Here is a 13,387-nt window from a genome sequence, read left to right on the forward strand (position 1 = left end):
GTTTACTGTTTGTATTGATAGCTGTATTCTTTTAGTATATTTCCGTCTACATCAACCACCGATTGAAGTCTGTTCGCGGTATCGTATTTGTAAATCTCTCTGATTCCCGAGGGAGGTGTAATACTGCTGACTCCAATAAGCGGTTTATAGGTGTAAGTGCTGATCTGATATGCGGCCAGCAGAGAGTTTGTACGGAAACTGTCTAATGCCCCAATAAGGATTTGTTCCGTGGCATCACTTACGTCATCCGCTGATTTGGATTGCAAGTCCGTAATCATCGCAGAGATTCCTGAAATCGCCATAAGAGCATCATATCCAATCCCCTCTATTTTAGCGATAGGCTGGGTATTATTGTAACCCCAGATGATAGTAACAGGATTCCCCGAATTACCATTGACATCAGGTTTCAGGTTATACTGCAAAAGGTTACCGTGGCTGTCGTATTTTTTATATAAAACTCCCATATTCATGGCATTGCTTTGCAAATCAAGACTGGAAACACTAACAGGTAAAGGCAGACCGGAGGTTTTTAAATCAGCATCATCCTGAGATACAGGATACTTCGTTTCCGACTTGGATATCACAACCCCATTCTTCTTTACCTCTGTTTCTAATGGTATACCAACCATATTCTTACCTGTCAAAAATGTATTCCCTTTTTCGTGAGAATACTGATAAGTGGTTTCCTGAGTTGTCAAATCAGGGAAGGTTGTTTTCTGAGAAGTGAGTTGATAGTGGTTTTGATTCGTGTATCTATTTGTAGTTATTGAATACAATGTATTTGCATTTATAAACTCCTGTTTACTTGATTGAGTCATTTTTGCTTCTCCGTAGTGGTTGTAATATTCCGCAATAGAAATATTATCTATATATCCTTGTGGCACTAAAAAAAATGGAGGTATAGGATAATTTTGTTTAAAAACTGAAGATTTAAGAATATAATCTTTAGAAAAATCATATGCATATTCATTTGTTTTTATTTTACTGTAAGAGTTATTTTTGAATTCGTATATATGTTCTTCTTTGATCTTGCCTTGCATTAAATTACTTGTATTTGAATATGGCAAATTAAAAATTTCGGGTCCGACAAAAGTAAGAGCAGGTGTATCATTAAACTCATTAAAAACTCTTTCCAATAATGACTTTCCTACTACTTCTTCAGTAATTGTAGTATAAAACGGCTTATTACTTCTGTTATTAAAAGAATTAAAAAGGCTGTTAGTAGTATAGCCTACACTTATACTTTCTAGTACAGCACCTGACCCTTGGTCAACCCCACCCATGCATAGTGTTCTATCGGGGCCTATGGGTAAATTATAACATCCACAATCAAAATAACAGTTCTTTACACCAGATTTAATATAGTAAAAAACAGGTTTTACATAAAAACTTATCTTAGATTTTTGGCTGTTTTTTTCATCATAAGAATTGTAAAAATAATTTTTACTGTAGCTGCTGCCTTCATTATTATCTTCAATTATTCTTTGCACTCTTGATCCGGCATAAAATACATTTTTGTCCTCAAACGTTGTAACCTTATTATATTTAACATCCAAGGTACCCGAAATTTCACCAATTTTCGAAGATACTCTGAAAGTAATCTCATAACTTCTACCAGCCTCTGTTTTGATGGGACAATAGTCAGAAACTCCCTGAAAACAAGAGGATATGTCAGTAGTAAAGCCTCCTTCGCTAACTTTTTTGTTTTTGCTCCATATTACAATACCTGTGGATAGATCCTTTACACTCATACCATAAACTTCATGTAAATCGTCCGGTTCTCCACAATTCCAATAATCTACGGCGGCTATCGCATCTAAAAAGATATCACCTCCATTCGATGTTATTGTCTTTTTTTGCTCAATAATCTTTGGATCTTCACATTGCCTATTCAACATAAAATTCAATGAAGAAAAATTTTCTACGGGTAATTGCTCCATTGTTTTATTCGGCTCATAAATAATTGTAGAAGTACCCCCTGTTGGATATGTAATCTTCCTGAGATTACCAAAATGTACACTTGTGGGATTAACCTCTTTATCAGCAGAAATATAAGTGGTAGGAATTTTATTTTTTATTATAGGAATTATCGTTCTGATTTCATTTGAATTAAAATCATTGATTACCGGAAATGGACGATTATTGTTTTTCTTATTATAATAACCATAATAATCAGCAGATAGACTAAACCTTGCAGGTAAATCATACGGGTTATAATATTCAAAAAGATGTTTTTCTTTTGAATATAATTCTTGTACTTGCTTTAAAAAGTATCTATATCGGGTATTTTGATTTGATTCAGTAAAATAATAATTTGAAATTGGCTTAATAAAGTCGTCATATGTTAAAACAAAGTTCCTTACTAATAAATTATTTTTGTTTTTTAATTCAACAGCCGTTAGTAGACTAGAGATTGACCCAGTCACATCATCTCTATCTTTATTATATATAAATAAAATTGTTTCTTTATCACTCGAAATAGATTTTAATCTATTTCCTGTTACTGATGAGAGAGTTTTACTGTCTATAATGGAAGTTTTGTATTGTAATCCGTTACCTCCATTACATGCACATTCCTGATCTACATTCAAGGAAGAGTCAACACTTGAGAAAAAACTATAAAAATCTGTATCGTAATCCAATAAAATATCTTTTCCAGATGATGTTATTATTTTGTGGAGAAACCATCCCGTTGCTGATTGAGGCTTGGGGTTCGGGTCATTATTACCTGAGTTATTCGATGTCATGATAGTTGTTTCCTCCACATATTTTTTTTGACCTCCAAAAAAATATTTATTCCCTAATTTATCTGTAATAATAAATTCAAAATATAATTTGCCGTCAAGCATAGTATGTTCAATCTTTTTTATGATATAGTCATCACCTGCATAAATGGGATTTAAATTTTGATCTAAATAAAAATTACCAGAAAATCCATTCGACACATTAAAATTAAACCAGTCGTATTCTGTATCTACATACATGCCTGGCAGAGCGGCTTCTTTTATATCTTCAATCTCAGTAGAAGAAAAAGTAAGATTTGAAGGTAACCATCTTTTTGGCGCTAACTCATCTGGCATATCCCTGACTACTCTCGACACTACTCCTCCTGCGTTCAGTTGCCATGATGTCCCCACATTGCTACCTAAATCATCTATTTTAACCCCACTCCTGTAATTTAAACTTATTGGTAGGGAAAAGTTATTGATATTGATTTCGTGAAGCGGGAGATTGTAAGTAAAATCACCAGATGGTGTATTTGTAAAATTAGTATTTTGCACACTAAAATTAAATGTTTCTGGTGTTGGTGGGAGTATATTTGCAGTATAAGAATTTGTTGATTGACCGTAGATAAGCGTACAACCAAATACGAAAAACCCTATGATTTTATTTCTTTTCATAATTTTATTTCTTCACAATTTTAGCATTAACAACTTTAGTTTTGGTATTCGCACTCACCACATACACACCCTGCGGCAGCGCACTTGTATTAATTTTCGTCACTCTATTTTTTGTTTTAATTGATTGCACTTGCCTGCCACTCATATCATGCAGGAAAATTTCAGCTTCTTCATTATATTGTAGTGGAAACCCTATTTCAACATAAGAGTAATCTTCCACAGGATTCGGGTAAATTCGGATGTCTTGTTTTTCAATGAGATGATCCAGATCTTTATCTCCCAACTTCAAGATTTTCCAGTTTTCTTGTCCCAATTCTTCGGCACTCGTTCCAGCCAAAAGAAATGTTCCGTCATTCTGCAATTTAGCAGATACTAAGCGTTCCTCTTTCTTCTTCGATTTGCCTTCGACGTGTTTGCGCCATTCTTCTTTTCCATTGGTGTCGAGGTAAATCATCCAGAATTTCTCATCGTCAGTCTGTATCTTTTCTTCCGCTTGGGTGTAGCCACCAATTAAAAATCCTTTGTCTTCACTTTGATTATTTTTAGTGGTTCGTCGGATCACATCTAAACTCATGGCAACATCTCGATTTCCGAAACTGTAGTTCTTCTGCCAGATTTCGTTGCCAAGTTCATCGATATTGATGATCCATAGATCCGTTCCTTCCTTGATGTTTTCGCGTTTATTGCCCGACGAATTACTTCTGCTTTCTCCGGAAATGATATATCCGTTTTCAGCAAAAGCGATGGTTTTCGGTCGGTCATCATCATTTCCGCCATAGGTTTTCTGCCATTCAACATTGGCGTTTTTATCCAACTTAACCACCCAATAATCGCCTGCGCCAAAACCGTCTTCTGTTTTTGATTGATAATTAATTGTGGTAGGTTGCCCGTTTTTATGGTTTAATAATACATCAGAATCAAGAATATTGATTCCTTGATTTCGATTTTCTTTTTGTGGATTATTTTGATTATTCGCAGATTCTTGAGATGGTTTATTTTCATCATCATTGAATGCAATGATATTTTCCGTTTTCCCAGATGTAGAATAAATCAAAACCACTACTCCACCATCTTTAGCTGGTATAATTTCCTGAACTTCATCTAATCTTTTTCCGCCTAGAATAGTGGTATTGATGAGTTGTCCTTCTTTATCAAATTTTGAAACGAATACATCTTTTGATCCGAATAATTGCTTATTTGAATTAATATTACCTGCCACAAAAAACCCTTCATCCACAGACTGCACAACAGATGATGCTTCATCATTGCTTTTTGTACCCCATGTTTTTTGCCAGAGTTCTTCTCCATTTTCATCGAGACGAATAATCCAAACATCTGAACCTCCAAGATTGTTTTCTTTTTTATCTCCCGATTGGTTAGAAAATGAGGTTCCTGCCAACAGAAAGCCTCCTTCTTTTGTTGCAATAGATGACATCAGGTAATCGTGTCTTGTTCCTCCAAAGCACTTGTCCCAAGCCTTATTGCCCTGTTGGTCGAGCTTTACCACATGATAATCATAACCTCTGTTGGGTTGTTTATTATCTGTTGAAATTTGCTGTGACTTTTGATTGATGGAGCTCCCCGAAAGCAGGATCTGGCGGTCAATCGTAGCAGTCATTCCCGAAAGAAAATCCTGAGTAGAAGATTTTATATCTTTTTGCCACAAGGTTTTGGTTTCCTGAGCTTGGAGATGAGATATCCCAAATAGAAAGAATACTCCAATGTAGAATTTCTTCATAAGCTAATTGTGTTTTATTAATGAACTTGAAAATTAACACTTTTTATGAAATAAACAACTATTATTACTCGTAGTGCATTATTAAACAATTGAAATTTTGATATTGTTCATTTTTCGATTAAAGACAAAAACATTTACAAATTGGATGAAAGTTAGCGCTGTTATTTTACTCAAAACCCTTGTTTTAAAGCCATTAAAAGACTTTGCGTAATTATTTCTGATCTTAAACTGGTCACAAAGTTGGGAGAATAAAGTCTCAATTCTTTTTCTCGATTTCATGAATAGATAAGATTGCTTTTTATAATTTTTTTGATTGCTTCTCATCGGGGTTTCCAGCTTAATATTTGCATAATTGAACAAATCTATCTGCACATTTGCCGATAGATAACCTCGGTCTCCAAGTAAAGTGCAATTATTCATTTGATGCTTTATATCTTTCAAAAAATGAATATCATGAATACTTGCAGTGGAAATATCAAAACTCTGGAATATGCCTGAAACAGAGCAAACCGCGTGTAATTTATACCCATAATAATAACTCGATTGCGAGGCGCAATAGCCTCTGCTCGGAAATGAAAATTCATTTTCTTTGCAAATTTTTGAACGGTTTGCCCTTGAATTTTTACAAATCTCCAAAGGCATAGAATCAACGATAAAAGCAGTTCCTACTTCATTAAATTTCGCCACCATCAGCTTTCTGACATTTTCCATGGGATAAAAAAGTTTTCTTTTTCTCCGATTATAAACGCTTCTTTCAATCAATCCTTTTAATTTTGAATTCTTCAAGTATCTAAATAATTGATATTCAGAATCAACCGACAAATATTCTGCAGAAATATTGATGCCAATCAATTCTAAATCAGAGAGTTTTGGTTGAATGGGTTTAAAATAAAAATTTTCTGTCATCGATAATTTTCGTAATTCATTTAAAATAAAATCGTAAATTGCATCCAGGTTATTCATAGTGTATTCGATTGGTAGTCAATACAATATACGGTTTTTTTATTGTAATATGGATAACCTTTTATAATGCACTACGGGTTATTATTTAATGTTTTATTTCGAAGTATCACAAAAAACGAATAGAATATGTGACTTTATCTGCCCAATGGTATTGCTAAAATTTGGGTTGTTACTATTGAAAAATAAAAGTTTAAATTTCAATACTTTTTTTGCTGATGAGACAGGTGGTATATTGAGGAAAATGCAATAATTGGAGTTTGCAAAAAACAACCGCACTTAACATAATCGAAATTATAAGAGGAGTGTGAATATGAGGTTTGCGGTGGTTTTCAATTGTTTAGAGAAATTAAGAGTTTTGTAATTAAGGATTTCATTATTATTGATAGAGAATTTGAAGAAATCAACAAAAAAAGAGGGTAGAAAAACGTAAGGCAAAATTAAGAAATTCTCAAAACACTTGAATTAATTCCTTGCTTTAAAGATGATCATATCAGAAATTTATACCAACTTATTAATATTTTGGTTTCCATTTCCAATTACATTTTGGTGCAAATAATTCCGGACTGAAATATATTTTGTTTATTAAATTGAGAAACTTATTGCTTTTCAAAAGTCCACCACAGTGTTCTGGTTCCGTAGCGATCGTAAACCCTTTTAGCCGTTCAAAAACCCATTTAATTAACGGATTGTCTTTGTCTAACATTTCTCTTATTTCTTTTTCTTTCAAATAAGTAAATTTGAAGAAACCATCACTTAAACCATTTTTCACCGAAAAGAAATCTAAATCAATATCGAAAAACACCGAAGTCTCTGATGACTTTAACAAAGCTTCCTGCAATTCATGATACGTTTTAAATTTTTTAATAATATGTTTGTTGCCATAGGTATCAATCAGTTCTTCATCTTCCCATGCAGCTCCCCAAGATTCTTGTCTACAATGCACATATATGTTGCCTATTAAATTTAGATAAGCTGCACATAAAATATGTCCATCATTATTGCCTGCAAGTTTTGCCCAAGAGTACAAAGATACTTTTGCATCAGAAGATAAGTCTAAATCATCCAACCATTCTTTTTCAATGTCTTCCGGATAGCACAAATCTTGATGCCAGTCTAAAGAAACTAAACAAGGAGGCTTTTCGTCCTTATTTTTCCGGATCCATTTATTCCAATAAAAAAAAGCATAGCGATGTTCTTGAAATATTGCAAGTTCAATAGCTTCAGATTTTTTGATTGGATGTGATAAAATTTCACGTAAAGCGCCAGGAGGTTCTATGTAGTGTGGATTTCTGAATTCTATCATCTGGATTTTAACAGATTTTTTCTTTTTCATAATGATAATAATTCCACCGCTTTATACCAGTAATAAAATATTGATTTTTCCGGTTGTCTTTTCAATTTGTTTAAAAATGCCCAATCGACATTTTCAATCGTTAGTTTACTTATATCTTGATCTTTATAATATTCTATTTCAATAATTTCAGGTTGCAATAATATTACATTCAGATAAGCAACTCTAGCCGAAGCAGCCATAGCATCCTCTATTCTAAAGTGTCCTTTCATTAAAAAAGCACTACCAAAACTATTGATACCCTTACTTAAATCAGAAAATTTCTTTTTTGTTTCTGCAGTTGGGTTATTTTCTCTTCGAGCTATAATAGCGCAGGTATTTATAGAATCCCATAAAACATCTTTTTCATTAATTTTTTTACGACTAAATTCTTCGTCAGAACTTCGGTAAGATAGTTCCGCCTTTGCAAATTCGGAAAAACTTTCTCTTACTGTATTCACATCGGTTATATTTTCAAATAGTTTTCCTAAATCAAATAATTGTTTGCAGATTTCCATTGCAAAAAGTTGGTCTTGCTTGTAATATGGAATTCCTATTGTTTCTGGTGCGAAAGCCGTAAGTTTATCTCCGCAAATTGAATTTATTGAGGGAGTAGTTACTGTGGTTGTAACTCCTTCAACTAATAACCAAGGAGTATCTACAGATGATTCAATCATTTCTGGATAGTGTGGACTATCAAACAAAATATCTAATAAAATTGTCCCGGGAACATTTGGGTTATAAACAGAATTAAATTCAAAAGTGTAGTGTGCTTTCGGAACACCATCTTGATAGCTTCTGCGTTCATTTAAAGTATGTTTTGAAAAATGGGAATTAGCAACCACAGAATCTAGTATTTGTTCTAATGATTTGCGGTTTGCTTTAGAAATAATATCAATATCGATTGAAAATCTATTATCTTTCTCTAGCAGTAGCACTAGAGATGTTCCGCCTTTAAAGACAAAATCAAGCCCGGCTATTTTTAAATGTTCAAGGAGTGATAATGCATGAACCATTTTCTCTAAAATGGTTACATTAATGCCCCTGTGTTCTTTTTTTAAACGAAAACTATCCAACCACTCTTTTGTAAAACTTTTGCTGCTAATCATACTGAATATCTTCTAAAAAATTTGGAATGTGAATGCTTATAAACTGTTTGATTTCTTGTTCTTTTTTCCGTCTTTTTGCATAACTGAACATTTTTGTAAGGTTAATACTATAGTGATTTAGTATCCTCTCAAGAATGTAAATAAGTTCAGAACCTTGATAAGCGTGGAATAAATTTTCATCAGCAAATAGATCAACCACTATTTTTTCAAGTGTCGCAATTGGAATGGTTGTTTTATTTTCTTTTATTTTACTTATCGGAGCTCTGGTTACAAGTCTTTTTACTACAACCGCATTATTAATTTCAGAAATATAAAACTTAATTTGTTTTTCATCTGGATTCAAGAAAAAATTCATTTTTAGCGAATCCTTAAGAAAATAATAAACAGACTCTTCAAATTCTTTTTCAACTTCCACCACAATCATTTGGTTAAAGGTTTGATGCTGAGAAAATTCATTTAGCCAGGGAATTTCCCATATAGCATAATTTATTTCTTCGAAACGTTCAGAAATTTTTCGGGCTATCTTTAAAGCATTGTTTGACAGTACAGGTTTATATTTGGGTTTATAGGATATAACATACAATCCACGCCCAATAGTTTTGATGATATCCTTCTTCTTAAGATCATAAATTCTCCAACTAAAAGTACTTTCTTTCAGATTGGGTTCATAATTTAAATAAAACTCATATAGTTCATCCCTATTAAAAGATGAACGCTTCTGGAAAGCTTCAATAATATTATTTTCTATCAATTTAGGCATAATGAACAAATCAAAACTTTGCCAAAAATACGGAAAAGTGGCGTAAATTTGAAATTAAAATTATAAAATCATATAATTAGTAAATTATTTACTAAGACCAATTATGGTAAATTACTTGTGGAGATGTTAGGATTAAACATTGTAGAAGTTAAATTTGATATTTTTACTCATTATCAATAGCACCCGTTTTACCATATAGAAGAATATCAGAGATAATATATCTTAATTTAAATTTTAGATCATAGTCCATATCTAATAATTCAGCTTTGCCGCATAGAACAAGTAAAGTTGCAATATTATCCACTTTTACATTGGTAGATCTTTTAAATAAATCTTTTAGTTGTCGCACTTCTTTGAAAGGACTGTTGTTAGCTTCTATCTTTTCATTAATTTTTTGTCTTAATTCATCAGCAGATTTTGCTTTATAAAATCCTTCGTAGTCTCTTATAAATGCTTCTGGTGAATAGAAATTATCATCAATGCCTCTAAATTCGTCAAATACTGTTTCAATTTTTAAAGTATGTGAAACTTTCTTATTTTCTGTGACATCTTTTACTTTTCTCTTTGGATATAAATAAATATCAATTTCGGATTTCTGAATAGGTGTGAACTTAATGGTATTTGTAAAAGATAAGGATTGATTGCCTAAATCATTGTTTCTAATGCTTAAAGAAGCACTCACAAAACCTAACCCATCCATTTTTACTGGATTTCCTGCGGTAATTATCATTTCAAATTTGGATTCATTTAGTGATAGTGATGTGATATCAAAGTTTAACCCTTTACTCTTTTTCATTGCACGATCTAAATTTAATATTGAAATTACAAAAGCGAATGCAACGCCGTACTCTTTATATAAACCAGAAGTAATACTTCGAAGATAAAATTTTCCATCTTTATCTTTCAAAAACCGAAACTTTCGATTTTTAGACAATTTTGGATCACGTTCAAATTCTCTATCCCAAGAATCATTTATATCATCTAAAAGGGTTTGTTTATTTTTAGCTTTTAAAAAGTTTATGTATTTGGTCAATTCACGGGATTTGTAAAACATATTTACAGAATCATATTCTGCTTTTGCTTCAAAATCATTTATAATGCTTCCATCTTCATCCCATGCATTTTCTATTTTGAAATATATCCCTGATTTTAATTTATCGTCGTCTGATTTTAAAAATGTAGATATATTCTTATCACTATTGTTATATTTTAAATATTGATATTTTTTTGTAATAAATTCCACGTATCTAAATGCAACATCTATTTTTGAAATATTGATATATGATTTTCTGTCAATTTCGATTTTAAACTCTTTTATAAGGTCATTGAAGTTTTCATGATTTTCTACCAATGTTAAAAGTTTGGTAACATCAATAACATCTGTAGATTTTTTTCCGCGTAAATTGATAGTAGATTGATGAAAAGGTTTGTTAAATTCTTCCATAGTAGATTGTTAAAATTAAAAAAATGATACGTAATAAAAAATGCGGATTAAGATGAAGATTCAACAATTGATTTCAATAAAATAGTAGTAAAAATTTAGTCTTCCCAAATGATGCTTAAAACAAAATTGTGTTTATCCGCATAAATACATTTTTCATAAAAATAACGATCATAATCTCTTTCCGGAACATATTCAAACCAATCATCAGCAGCTACAGGAACTGTCTTTTCATGTTTTTTACGAGTTCTAAAATATTCACCGGCAAGGCTATCCTTAGGAACAATCCCATTAGGCTTTTTAAGCCACTTGAAAGGAAAATCATGACTATATTTAAACCACTTAATGTTATTGTTAATTGAGCAGACAATCATTATGGGATGATGATCTAGAGTCATTAATTTTAAAATTGTTGCAGTAATACTCGTATTATATTTTTGAGATATTTTTTCAATTAATTCAAAATTAAATTTTTGTCTGAAGCAATCCTGTTTAATTCTTGATTTAGGCATAAGTAGACTAGACGCAAAAAAGTCAGCCTCAATTTCTACAGGATTTTTTGAAGAGAAATTTGTATTAGATGGATGTGAAGGAGTTTTTCCGTCAAGTAAAGCATTTCTATGTTCATCTATAAAATAATGACCTAACTCATGGGCAAAAGTAAATCGTGTTCTTGGAGAGTTAATATCTTTTGAATTAATATAAATATGAAAACTACCTGCTTCATATTCAATTAAACCATCAAAAGAATTCTTGTATTGACCATAACAATAAGATATTTGTTTTGCTTTTGCAATTATGGTTGGGTCAATTATTCCTTTTGGACAGTATTGATTAGCAATAAAATCTGCAAGTTCAGATAATTCATTTTCTCTTTTTTTAGACAACATTTAGATATCACTGTTTTTTATCTCTCGATTTTAATTTATCTTTTTGCATTTCATTTTTAATTTCCTCTGAAATTTGTTTCCCTTCTCTAGCGGCTTGAGCAAATTTTTCAGAGTAATCTGCTTCATCATTTGTAGATATAAATTTTTTATCACTGTTATAAACTTTATGATTTAGAAATTCATAAGGATCTTTCAATTGTTTTGGTTTTTTGCGTTTTTCCTTCTTGGTACTTTTGATAATTTCTTTGAAATCACTTATAGTACTCGGAAAAATATAGCCTAATTTCGATAGGGATTGATGTAATTCATCATCTAAAAAATCATCGATATTGTTTGAAATAGTACTCATTATTAGATTTTTATTTTCTTAAAAATATTTGATTGCTTAAATCTTTTGAGATAGATTTTCTGAATTTACTTAAAATTTGGCGTATATTTTCTCTGCTTGTTCCCCACCTTTGCTCTAATTCATCTAATATAGAAGATGGAGTTTTTTTCCCCGGAGTATAACTATTGTATGTCATTAAAATAATATCTCGGTCTCTTTCAGAAATTTTTAAAAGATATTCTTCGATTTTCTTTAAATTTTCTGACTTTATTTCTTGCTCTTCATCTTCTATTATTTCGTATGTTAATGTCGACTCATTATCAGCATCATTTTCTTGTTTTTCTAGTAAATCGAAGAAGTCATCTTCATAGGAGTCAAATTGTTTAGGCTTAAAATTATTTTGAATTATATTGGGAGATTCATTCTCTTTGAATTCAGCCTTGTTAGATTTTGAATGATAATATTCTTCGGGAAGATAATTGTCATAGAAAACGTTCATCATTATTCTTGTCATCCAATAAAGAATGGCGATATGAATATTTTCTTTATTTCTAATTTTTTCTTTTTTAAAGGTTCCTGCTTTTGAATAAACCATATTGAACGTATCGGAAACAAGATCCATTGCTTTTTGTTCATCCTTTGTAGCTTTTATTGCGATAGTCAGCATTTCATCCCAAAACCTGTCATAAAGCTGTCCATAAGCAGTCATAGCTTCTTCAGGAAAATCTCCTTTAAGACCTATTAATTCTATTAAATAATCATCAGAATCACCTTCTTCATTTTTTAATTTTTGCATTTGTTTCATCGAGTGTTAAGCTTATATAGATTATACATAATTCCGTGAATCTTTCACATAAAAATAAAATTCACGGAATTAAGTATACATTATAGAGGGAAGTTACAAAATTTCTCCGATAATTTAAAAAAAACAATAAAATGGCAAATTACCATGTAACACAGAAAAAAGGACAACAAGGGTGGAATGTTCAAAAAGAAGGAGGCAAAAAAGCCTCAGCAATTGCAAGTACTCAAAGAGAGGCTGAAAAAATCGCAAAACAATATTCCTCCAACAATGGTGGCGGAGAAGTTCGGATACATCGACCAAATGGTGGTCCTATTCGAGATAGTGATACTGTAAGACCAGGAAACGATCCAAGTTCTATAAAAGACACAAAGCACTAACCAGTAGATATTGAAATTAACCGGAAGAAAGTTCTTTATTACTAAAGTGTTAAGTAATAAATTAAAACACAATAATGAATAAAAATATATAAAAATGAATTCAGACAATCAACACGGGGTGATTCACCCCCATAATCCCCAAAAACCTCTAACGTTTGTAATAGAAGGTAAAGATTATGAAACCTTTGACCAGTACAAAACAGGGGCAGAATTAAAACAGCTTGCAGGAATACCTTTAGATACCG

At 31.6% G+C, this 13,387-nt stretch carries 11 protein-coding genes; 1 reads left to right on the forward strand and 10 read right to left on the reverse strand.

Annotation, left to right across the window (positions count from 1 at the left end):
• Nucleotides 1-2: 2 nt before the first annotated feature.
• The 10 genes from QWY78_RS05595 to QWY78_RS05640 all read right to left on the reverse strand — a co-directional run bounded on the left by QWY78_RS05595 (nt 3) and on the right by QWY78_RS05640 (nt 12,756).
• Nucleotides 3-3,401: a hypothetical protein gene (locus QWY78_RS05595; protein ID WP_290217391.1), complete on the reverse strand. Its 3,399-nt coding sequence runs from the start codon at nt 3,399-3,401 to the stop codon at nt 3-5.
• Between the two features lie 4 nt (nt 3,402-3,405).
• Nucleotides 3,406-5,139 carry a T9SS type A sorting domain-containing protein gene (locus QWY78_RS05600; RefSeq protein WP_290217392.1) on the reverse strand — a complete coding sequence of 578 codons (1,734 nt, stop codon included), beginning with the start codon at nt 5,137-5,139 and terminating at the stop codon, nt 3,406-3,408.
• An 81-nt stretch (nt 5,140-5,220) separates the two neighbouring features.
• Nucleotides 5,221-6,102, reverse strand: coding sequence for an IS982 family transposase (locus tag QWY78_RS05605; protein ID WP_290217393.1), 882 nt, complete (start codon nt 6,100-6,102; stop codon nt 5,221-5,223).
• A 511-nt stretch (nt 6,103-6,613) separates the two neighbouring features.
• The gene (locus QWY78_RS05610; RefSeq protein WP_290217395.1) at nt 6,614-7,435 is read right to left on the reverse strand and encodes a UPF0489 family protein; all 822 of its coding nucleotides are present in this window, start codon (nt 7,433-7,435) and stop codon (nt 6,614-6,616) included.
• Complete coding sequence (locus QWY78_RS05615; protein ID WP_290217396.1) at nt 7,432-8,541, reverse strand: nucleotidyl transferase AbiEii/AbiGii toxin family protein; 1,110 nt, start codon at nt 8,539-8,541, stop codon at nt 7,432-7,434. The genes QWY78_RS05610 and QWY78_RS05615 overlap by 4 nt, the downstream gene beginning before the upstream one ends.
• Nucleotides 8,534-9,301, reverse strand: a complete 768-nt coding sequence (locus QWY78_RS05620; RefSeq protein ID WP_290217398.1) for a DUF6577 family protein — start codon at nt 9,299-9,301, stop codon at nt 8,534-8,536. The genes QWY78_RS05615 and QWY78_RS05620 overlap by 8 nt, the downstream gene beginning before the upstream one ends.
• A 163-nt stretch (nt 9,302-9,464) precedes the next feature.
• The gene (locus QWY78_RS05625) at nt 9,465-10,745 is read right to left on the reverse strand and encodes a hypothetical protein (protein ID WP_290217400.1); all 1,281 of its coding nucleotides are present in this window, start codon (nt 10,743-10,745) and stop codon (nt 9,465-9,467) included.
• A 95-nt stretch (nt 10,746-10,840) separates the two neighbouring features.
• The gene (locus tag QWY78_RS05630; protein ID WP_290217402.1) at nt 10,841-11,632 is read right to left on the reverse strand and encodes an ImmA/IrrE family metallo-endopeptidase; all 792 of its coding nucleotides are present in this window, start codon (nt 11,630-11,632) and stop codon (nt 10,841-10,843) included.
• Nucleotides 11,633-11,639: 7 nt separating this feature from the next.
• The gene (locus QWY78_RS05635) at nt 11,640-11,981 is read right to left on the reverse strand and encodes a hypothetical protein (RefSeq protein ID WP_290217404.1); all 342 of its coding nucleotides are present in this window, start codon (nt 11,979-11,981) and stop codon (nt 11,640-11,642) included.
• Between the two features lie 10 nt (nt 11,982-11,991).
• The gene (locus QWY78_RS05640) at nt 11,992-12,756 is read right to left on the reverse strand and encodes an RNA polymerase sigma factor (protein ID WP_290217407.1); all 765 of its coding nucleotides are present in this window, start codon (nt 12,754-12,756) and stop codon (nt 11,992-11,994) included.
• Between the two features lie 140 nt (nt 12,757-12,896).
• On the opposite strand from QWY78_RS05640, the gene QWY78_RS05645 reads away from it, so the two are divergent.
• Nucleotides 12,897-13,142 carry a DUF2188 domain-containing protein gene (locus QWY78_RS05645; RefSeq protein WP_290217408.1) on the forward strand — a complete coding sequence of 82 codons (246 nt, stop codon included), beginning with the start codon at nt 12,897-12,899 and terminating at the stop codon, nt 13,140-13,142.
• Nucleotides 13,143-13,387 lie beyond the last annotated feature (245 nt).

It is taken from the genome of Kaistella yonginensis, assembly GCF_030409525.1.
Lineage (GTDB): Bacteria > Bacteroidota > Bacteroidia > Flavobacteriales > Weeksellaceae > Kaistella > Kaistella yonginensis.

Coding starts and splice junctions, on each gene's coding strand:
- QWY78_RS05605 (WP_290217393.1), bottom strand. CDS start 6,102: ATGAATAACCTGGATGCAATTTACGATTTTATTTTAAATGAATTACGA.
- QWY78_RS05620 (WP_290217398.1), bottom strand. CDS start 9,301: ATGCCTAAATTGATAGAAAATAATATTATTGAAGCTTTCCAGAAGCGT.
- QWY78_RS05615 (WP_290217396.1), bottom strand. CDS start 8,541: ATGATTAGCAGCAAAAGTTTTACAAAAGAGTGGTTGGATAGTTTTCGT.
- QWY78_RS05600 (WP_290217392.1), bottom strand. CDS start 5,139: ATGAAGAAATTCTACATTGGAGTATTCTTTCTATTTGGGATATCTCAT.
- QWY78_RS05640 (WP_290217407.1), bottom strand. CDS start 12,756: ATGCAAAAATTAAAAAATGAAGAAGGTGATTCTGATGATTATTTAATA.
- QWY78_RS05645 (WP_290217408.1), top strand. CDS start 12,897: ATGGCAAATTACCATGTAACACAGAAAAAAGGACAACAAGGGTGGAAT.
- QWY78_RS05630 (WP_290217402.1), bottom strand. CDS start 11,632: ATGTTGTCTAAAAAAAGAGAAAATGAATTATCTGAACTTGCAGATTTT.
- QWY78_RS05595 (WP_290217391.1), bottom strand. CDS start 3,401: ATGAAAAGAAATAAAATCATAGGGTTTTTCGTATTTGGTTGTACGCTT.
- QWY78_RS05610 (WP_290217395.1), bottom strand. CDS start 7,435: ATGAAAAAGAAAAAATCTGTTAAAATCCAGATGATAGAATTCAGAAAT.
- QWY78_RS05635 (WP_290217404.1), bottom strand. CDS start 11,981: ATGAGTACTATTTCAAACAATATCGATGATTTTTTAGATGATGAATTA.
- QWY78_RS05625 (WP_290217400.1), bottom strand. CDS start 10,745: ATGGAAGAATTTAACAAACCTTTTCATCAATCTACTATCAATTTACGC.